The following is a 7,965-nucleotide window of genomic DNA, read 5'->3' on the forward strand; positions in this document are numbered from 1 at the left end:
CAGGCGGGGGTGTTCCCTGCGTGTCTGCCTGGAAAACCGGCTTGCCAGGCAGACACGCTTCGCGATCGCCCGACTACCGTAGCGTCATCCTCCTTGATCTCGCAAAGATTTGAGCAAGGTGACTGGGGGCGGCGCTCGAAGAAGGTGATTGGGTGAGCCAGGCAGCACGGACGGTCGCGATCCGCGCCCGCTATCGCCCATCACGATGAATGATCAGACCCAGCTCTCGGTCACAGGTGATCCGGGTCTCCCCCAGCACCGCTCCCCGACCTGCGCCGGTCACGCGATGCGGGAGGAGCACAAGCCGCGCCAACCGAGGTTCGTCCCGCCAGGCGGCGGGCGGTACGTTCGCCGGTCCGCACTCCGCTCGCCAGGGTCCATGGGCGAGAGGGGCCACGTAGCCGAGCAGTGCACGCACCTCAGCCGTCGTGAAGCGGCCCTTCGAGCCGTGCCCGGACTCCGGCAGTCTGATGCTGCACTCCTCGTCCAGCCACCGACCGGCTTCGTTCTCGAAGACCGGCAGAACCTGAACCGCCTCCGCACCGAGGCGGGTACGGACCAGTTCCTCGTCGGCGTCGCTGGTCGTCAGGGTGTGCAACGACGTGACCATGCGAGGAGCAGGCAACGCGACCATGCCGGCCAATGCACGACGGGCCATGTCATCGGCCATGCGGCGGAGGTCCTGCTCCATCAGTTTTTCCGGGGCCGCTGAGGCGAACTCGTGGTCGTACACGGCATCCACCAACTTCTGAACATCTCCTGGCACGGCCAGACTCGCTCCGTTCCGCCGCTCCAGCAGTTCCACGGTGCGGCGCAACAACGAATGCGCGTAGACGTCGCCCCACGAGGCCGGGACCGACAGCCCGCGGTCTTTCCCGACGGGCGCCAGCACCACGAGGCGTGGGCCGCCGGACCAGTCGGGCCGCGTCGGTGCGGGGTCGGCATGGCGCCATACCCGCCCTGCCCGCTGGAGCAGCATGGCCATCGGGGCGAGGTCGGAGACGACCAGGTCGAAGTCGAGGTCGAGGGACTGCTCGATCACCTGGGTGGCGACGAGTACCGCACCTCGTGTGCCTGAAGGCCGCCGCACCTCGGGCTTGTCCGTACGCCCGAACCACTTCTCGGCTTCCGCAGTGATCTCCGCCCTGCGCCGGGCGGGGAATCGAGCGTGAAGCAGCCGCAGCCGAGGACCGGCGTCGCTGTCCTTACGACCTTGGTCTTCCTCAGACCGATCGTCCCAGCCCGCGTAGTCGTCGCCGTAACGGGATCGGTAATGGGCACGCAGGGCGTCATACGTCTGCTGTGCTTCGGCGACGGTCGTACAGATGAGGGCCACGCATCCGCCACCGGTCGCCACGTCGTCCAGGACACCCAGCAGGGTGGCCAAACGGCCGCCCTCCACGGTCGGCTCGTACGTGTGCGTGACGTGCCGAACGTCTACTTCGAGCTCCCGCTCTCGCTCGCTGCGCAGAAGTTCCGCCGGCTCAATGACGTGGTCGCTGTGTACGGAGGCGAAAAGCCAGCCCGGGTATGACGGTACGGGTATCTCGCGCGCCCCGGCATCAGCATCGGCCCCGGACAGGTATGCCCGCACCATGCCCCGTGCCGTCTCACCGGTGAGCGTTGCCGACAGCAGCACGACCGGAACGCCCATGGCTCCGAGCCACTCCAACAGCCTGAGCAGCAGGGCATGGGTGTAGGCGTCATAGGCGTGGGCCTCGTCGATCACCACCGTTTTCCCGGACAGTCCGAGATGGCGCAACGCATTTCGCTTCAGCGGCAGTACGCCCATCAGGGCTTGATCGATCGTGCCGACAGCCAGCGGTGCGAGGATGCCCCTCCCCTGCTTCCGCAGCCACCGGCTCGCCTCGACAGAAATCTGCCGCTCCTGATCGCCGCTGGTCTCGTGGTCGGACAGCAGACGGGGGTCAACGCCACCGTGCGCCAACTCGTCGGCGGACTCCGTGTAGGGGGCGTACAGATCGGCCGCACCGTGCAGGAGAGTCAACTGGGCTGATTCCAAGAGGTTTTTCTCGGCGAAGCGGACAAGCCGCCCGTACATCTGATTCGCCGTGGCCTGAGTGGGCAGAGCGAAGAACAATCCGCTGGTCCCGCATGCCGCGCCCATCAAGGACGCCGCGTACAGGGCCGTCTCCGTTTTACCGTCTCCCGTCGGTGCCGTCACCAGCAGAATGCCCGGACCATTCACTGCTCCGGTCAATCCTGCCTCCACGCTCAACTGCAGCGGATACGGCGAGGTGATCTCCGGAAACAAGTCACGAAACGCGCCACCGCCAAAGGTGGCCCGGCCGAGGCCGGCATCCTCGACAAGAGCGGGCGCCATGCGTTCCGCGCTCCGCGCGTGGGCGCGTAGCGCGGTCGAAGAACCGAAATCCGGGTGAGCGTCGGCCGATTTCTGCTGCTGGTGAATGACATGCTCCTGGCTGGCGATCCAGTCCGAAACGATGACGACTCCGGCGATCACGACCGCTACGTGCGTGGGCAGGGCGCTGCAAACGGGGACGGCAGGCCGTTCCAACACCTCATACAGCGCTGCAACATGCTCCCGACGTTGCTCGGTCCAGGCACCGGCACCCAGCTCCGGCAGGCCGATCAGCGGGTCGCGCAGATCCTGCGGTTCGATCCCTTCGGAGTACCGCCCGTGGTGCCCGCCGAGAATCTGAGCCACTTGAGCAAGCAGCAGCTTCGCGATCCGCCCACCGGACACGGGATAGCCGAACTGGGCGAGTAGCTGTGGAAGCGCTCGATGAGTGGCGTACTCATGACGGACCTTCTTGACCCTGCTGTCATTCACCCGGTCATGCGTGTAAGCAGCCTCACGGAGAAATCCACAGTGAGCCGGCCTCTCCCGGACGGCCAAGTCCTGGAACTGCGGCATAATTTTCCCGAGGTCATGAAGCCCGGCCCAGAACATGACAACCCGCCGGGCCTGCTGTAACTCGACGCCTAACGCTTCCGCGACACTGAGGCGCTGAGCGGCAGTCAGGACCCCGTCCCAAACGGCCCCGCAGACCATCGCCGAATCCACGAGGTGCCCGATGACGGGGTACGGCTTCGCAAGCCCGTCGGACTTCCCCCAAAGACGCGCGTCGATCATGTCCCGCCCCTCCGAGTGCGTTGTCTCACTGAGGGGTACTTCACCACATGCCTCTGACACCATGGAGGCGTGAGGACGAGCGATGGTCAAGGAACTGCAAAGCCCCTCTAACGTCGCAGGTCAGGAAGCGTGGTCCCCGCGCAGGCGGGGGTGTTCCGAAACCTCCCCACTGTGCAACCGGGGCGCTCAAGTGGTCCCCGCGCAGGCGGGGGTGTTCCGGCAACCCTTCCCCGTGGACACCCATTGTCCACGTGGTCCCCGCGCAGGCGGGGGTGTTCCGCCCGCGGTACGACATCGCTCCGCGTCAACAAAGTGGTCCCCGCGCAGGCGGGGGTGTTCCGCGCGCCCGCCCGAACTGCCTTGATGTGGCTCCGTGGTCCCCGCGCAGGCGGGGGTGTTCCGAGGATTGTTGGCCGGCCGTTGGGGTTGGACACGTGGTCCCCGCGCAGGCGGGGGTGTTCCGGGCCTGGGCATCGCGCTGGGCGCGCTGGTCGGGTGGTCCCCGCGCAGGCGGGGGTGTTCCGTGGCCGCACAGCAGGGCGCCGACCTGAATGAGGTGGTCCCCGCGCAGGCGGGGGTGTTCCGGATTCGCAGGGAAGGACCGTCTCCGTGACCGTGTGGTCCCCGCGCAGGCGGGGGTGTTCCGCACCCCGGGCCGGAGTCGAACCGGCCCTGCGAGTGGTCCCCGCGCAGGCGGGGGTGTTCCGCGCGCCTGGGAGGGCTCCCGCGTCGCGGGCTAGTGGTCCCCGCGCAGGCGGGGGTGTTCCGCCCCTGGCCTCGGCCCTGGCCCGCGCAATACCGTGGTCCCCGCGCAGGCGGGGGTGTTCCGGTGATCTGACCATGGCTTTCTTCCGTAACCGCGTGGTCCCCGCGCAGGCGGGGGTGTTCCGGTGACCAGGTCGCCTACCGCGATGGAAGACAGGTGGTCCCCGCGCAGGCGGGGGTGTTCCGCTGGGCGCGGGGCTGGGAGCGGGCCGGTTCCAGTGGTCCCCGCGCAGGCGGGGGTGTTCCGGGGATCTTGCAGGTGTACGACGACATGTTCGAGTGGTCCCCGCGCAGGCGGGGGTGTTCCGGCGACCGGCGCCGCGGCTGCGGCAGGACTGGAGTGGTCCCCGGCAGGCGGGGGTGTTCCGGAAGCCCGCAAGGCCGTACCGCCCGCCTACACGTGGTCCCCGCGCAGGCGGGGGTGTTCCGGCGCTCCCGAGGATCGCGTCCGCTCTCGATGTGTGGTCCCCGCGCAGGCGGGGGTGTTCCGACCACCCCGGCTGGGGCTGCGGTCACTCCCGCGTGGTCCCCGCGCAGGCGGGGGTGTTCCGTACTGCGAGTTGGCTGCCCGGCGCCTGTCGGCGTGGTCCCCGCGCAGGCGGGGGTGTTCCGCCGCTCGGCAGTTCCGCCGCGACCTCGGCGTGGTGGTCCCCGCGCAGGCGGGGGTGTTCCGGGGGCGTCGGGGGATGCCCCTGTCACCGTCGCGTGGTCCCCGCGCAGGCGGGGGTGTTCCGGCTTCCACTTCATCGAGCAGGGCCGCGCCGTCGTGGTCCCCGCGCAGGCGGGGGTGTTCCGTCGTACTGCGCCAGCAGGCGCGAACACTTCTCGTGGTCCCCGCGCAGGCGGGGATGTTCCGACACCTTGGTCTTGTACTTCTTGTTGTACGCAGTGGTCCCCGCGCAGGCGGGGGTGTTCCGTCGTCCTGGGTGACCTGGGCAACGCGGTACATGTGGTCCCCGCGCAGGCGGGGGTGTTCCGGGAGGGCCGCCCCAGCTTCACAAGGCGTCCTAGTGGTCCCCGCGCAGGCGGGGGTGTTCCCGCGGCACGGTGAGCTGCTCCGCGAACCAAGCCGTGGTCCCCGCGCAGGCGGGGGTGTTCCGCCGAGCCGGAGCCTGCCATGGCCAACTCGTGGGTGGTCCCAGCGCAGGCGGGGGTGTTCCGCAGTGCTACGCAGTCGACCTGGCGGCGCTGGCGTGGTCCCCGCGCAGGCGGGGGTGTTTTGGTCCCCGTGCGGCTCATCGCTGAGCAGCACGTGTGGTCGCCGCGCAGGCGGGGGTGTTCCGGAAGCCCGCAAGGCCGTACCGCCCGCCTACACGTGGTCCCCGCGCAGGCGGGGGTGTTCCGGGCGCGTCGTGGCTGACGGACACGATCGCGGGGTGGTCCCCGCGCAGGCGGGGGTGTTCCGCGCGTTGGGCTCAGCGTACGAAAGGGCACGGCGTGGTCCCAGCGCAGGCGGGGGTGTTCCGGGGCTGAACAGCGTCAACAGCAGCCCGTCTGCGTGGTCCCCTGTTCAGGCAAGGGCGTACCGCTGAGGACGCCGACGCCTGTGCGGACGTCCTCACACCCATGCCGCCATCAGAGAAAAGATGCCCGTCGTTCACGTCCTACGCACGGCGCAAAAGCGCCCCCGGGTGGGAAGGGCTCGGTCTGTCCCTACGGCCTCCCCCGAGCATGCGGCGAGTCGCCTCGGCGTGGCCGATCAGTCATCCGTATCTACGGTCGTATTGCATTTCTCTATCCGCCCAGCTTCGGGCTTGAAGAGTGGGACTTGCGGGCGGGCCGTCACCCTCGCTGGGCGCGGCCCACCCGCTGCACATCAGCTACTCGGCGAAGAGCAGTGTCGGCTCGGCGAGGATGTCCCGGTTCAGTTCGCTCTTGTAGATGAGGTCGATGCTGCCGTAGCGGGCCTGTTCGTAGTCGAAGCCGAGTGCGGCCACCGCTTTGCGGACTGCTTCTTCCGAGGGGCCTTCGATTTCGATGAAGGTGGCGAGGTCGGGCCAGGTGTCGAGGTCGTAGGTGATGTCGCCGAGCTGCCATTCCTCGCGGTAGTTCTGCTGGTACCGGACCTGGCGCAGTCCGAGGGCACCGAGGAGTTCGGCTGTCTTGTCGAGGTCGTTGACTTCGATCTCGATTTCGGTGGTGCCGTTGATGGTGGTGGCGTCGCTGACCTGTTTCAGGGTGAGGGTTTTCTTGCCTCCCTCGTCCCTCAGCCGCAGCCACTGTTCGCCCTGGACTGCGTCGTTCTCGAAGATGAGGCGGGTGAACAGGGTCTTGTCGAAGGCTTGTTGAGCGCCTGCGGCGCGGAGTTGGTCGCGTACCGCGTCGACGTCGATGCTGAGGAATTTCGCCTCGTACTCGTGCTGGGCCATCGCTGTCTGTGCTCCTGTTGGTCGGTCTTCAGGCGGTCAGGTCTCGGAGGTCGTTCTCGCGTAACTGGAGGACCTCGTCGCGTACGTCGCCGGCAACGAACTCTTCCACGGGCCGGCAGAGGTCCATGCGCTGTATGCAGACGCCGACGTGAAAGCGTCCTGCGGCGTCCCGGTACAGGCGCACCCCGTAGTAGCCCTCCTCGCAGTCGGTGCTGTTGTTGAAGCGGCAGCCGGCGCAGGTTGTCGGCAGCCTGACGGGCCGGATGTGCTTGACGATGAGCGGACGGTTGCCGGGCAGCCGGTAGGACATGCGGAAGCCCGAGGTGCCCGCGATGAGGCGGACTTCTTCGAGTTCGGCGCCGAGTTCGTCGAGGAGGGTGTCGATGGCGTTCAGGGATTCGTCGCCGTCCGCCAGCGAGGAGAGGATCCGGACGGACAGGGAGGAGGAGTATTTGGCGAGGAGGCGGTGAACGCGCGGCACGTGGTCCCGGTGCGGCAGGACGATGTTCGCGCGTGCGTCCATGCCGAGTTCCGTGGTGAGCCTGATCGACTCGTCCAGTGCTGCGATCTTGCGTTGGGCCAGGGCCTTGTTCCGGAACCGCACGTGCTGCACCTGCATCAACTCTTCGGGAGTGGTTCCGAAGACGGAGAAGTTGACGCGCCCGAGCCCGGACAGGGCGCAACTTGGCAGTGTCCGGGCCCCGTTCTCGCCGTTCGAGGTGATGCTCACCGCGTAGCCGGCTTCCCTGGCCGTAGTCACGATCTCGGGGAGCCGGGGGTGGAGGGTCGGTTCTCCTCCGGTGAGGTGTACCTCGTTGAAGCCGAGGGCGTTCTGGAGCTGTTCCAGTGCGCGGCGGAAGGATTCGTCCGGGAAGACAGGCGCGCTGAGGAAGTTCGCGCCGTTGGTGGCCACGTAGATCGATACGCGTCCGGAGCTGCCCGAGTCGGTGAATACGCCGGCGGCGTGGGCACGGTTGTCCACGCTGACGGGGGTGCCTTCGTTGTGGCAGAAGGTGCAGGTCATGCCGCATGAGTCGATGACCTTGACGCGGAGGGTCCGGTCGGTGGTGACCGTGATCGGGACCGCGCGGTCGATGTTCTCCAGTGCTGGGTGCTGAATCACTCGGTCTGCCTCTTTGCGTGGGGTCGAAGGGGATTGCGGTACAAGGGGGGCCTGCGGCGTGCAGGACGCGTCCCTCGCTGCTGCCAGGGCTCGACTGCGGTCGGGGTCACGGTCGGTGGGTGCGGAGCGGCCGAGGTGGCCCTCCGTCGGCTGCCGAGCTCGCTCATAGGCAGCCGACGGAGGGCGGAGGGTCCGCCCCGGGTGGGCACGGGGGAGCCGACCCGCGGTGCGGGTACTCGCCCGGGGCGGACCGGTCTACGGAGTCGGGGCCGTCGCGAGTGTCAGGCCGACGACGAGGCCGCATGACGCGCTGATGCCGATGATGAAGAGGACTCCGGCATAGCGGCCGATGACGCGCATCACGGCTGTCGCCTCTCGCCGACGGCGGGTCCCCGTGCTGGTCGCGACTGGGCGGTAGCCCGTGGGCGTGCCGCGGGACGTACTCGTATGGGGCCGTCTCATCGTGGTCCGTGGGATGTGCGCAGGATGTGAGCCCAGACCGTCTTGCCCGTCGGTTTGCGCGCGTGGTGGCCGACTCGTACGGCCAGTGCGCTGACGAGCGGCAGCCCACGGCCGTGTTCCTCCTCGGC

The 7,965-nt window shown here is 68.3% G+C and carries 3 protein-coding genes and 2 CRISPR repeat arrays; all 3 genes read right to left on the minus strand.

Annotation, left to right across the window (positions count from 1 at the left end; translation table 11 throughout):
- Positions 1-190: 190 nt before the first annotated feature.
- The 3 genes from BFF77_RS11325 to BFF77_RS11335 all read right to left on the minus strand — a co-directional run bounded on the left by BFF77_RS11325 (position 191) and on the right by BFF77_RS11335 (position 7,375).
- Positions 191-3,118 (minus strand): CRISPR-associated endonuclease Cas3'', encoded by a 2,928-nt coding sequence (locus tag BFF77_RS11325; protein ID WP_066947226.1) that lies wholly within the window; start codon positions 3,116-3,118, stop codon positions 191-193.
- Between the two features lie 129 nt (positions 3,119-3,247).
- Positions 3,248-4,192: direct repeats of the CRISPR family, unit length 29 nt; unit sequence GTGGTCCCCGCGCAGGCGGGGGTGTTCCG.
- Between the two features lie 91 nt (positions 4,193-4,283).
- A CRISPR array of direct repeats spans positions 4,284-5,349; the repeat unit is 29 nt; unit sequence GTGGTCCCCGCGCAGGCGGGGGTGTTCCG.
- A gap of 354 nt (positions 5,350-5,703) precedes the next feature.
- On the minus strand, positions 5,704-6,252 hold the full coding sequence (locus BFF77_RS11330) for a class IV adenylate cyclase (RefSeq protein WP_066947229.1): 549 nt from the start codon (positions 6,250-6,252) through the stop codon (positions 5,704-5,706).
- Between the two features lie 28 nt (positions 6,253-6,280).
- On the minus strand, positions 6,281-7,375 hold the full coding sequence (locus BFF77_RS11335) for a radical SAM protein (RefSeq protein WP_066947231.1): 1,095 nt from the start codon (positions 7,373-7,375) through the stop codon (positions 6,281-6,283).
- Positions 7,376-7,965: the final 590 nt, after the last annotated feature.

Origin of the sequence: Streptomyces lushanensis (assembly GCF_001700515.1) — a bacterium.
In the GTDB taxonomy this organism is placed as follows: domain Bacteria; phylum Actinomycetota; class Actinomycetes; order Streptomycetales; family Streptomycetaceae; genus Streptomyces; species Streptomyces lushanensis.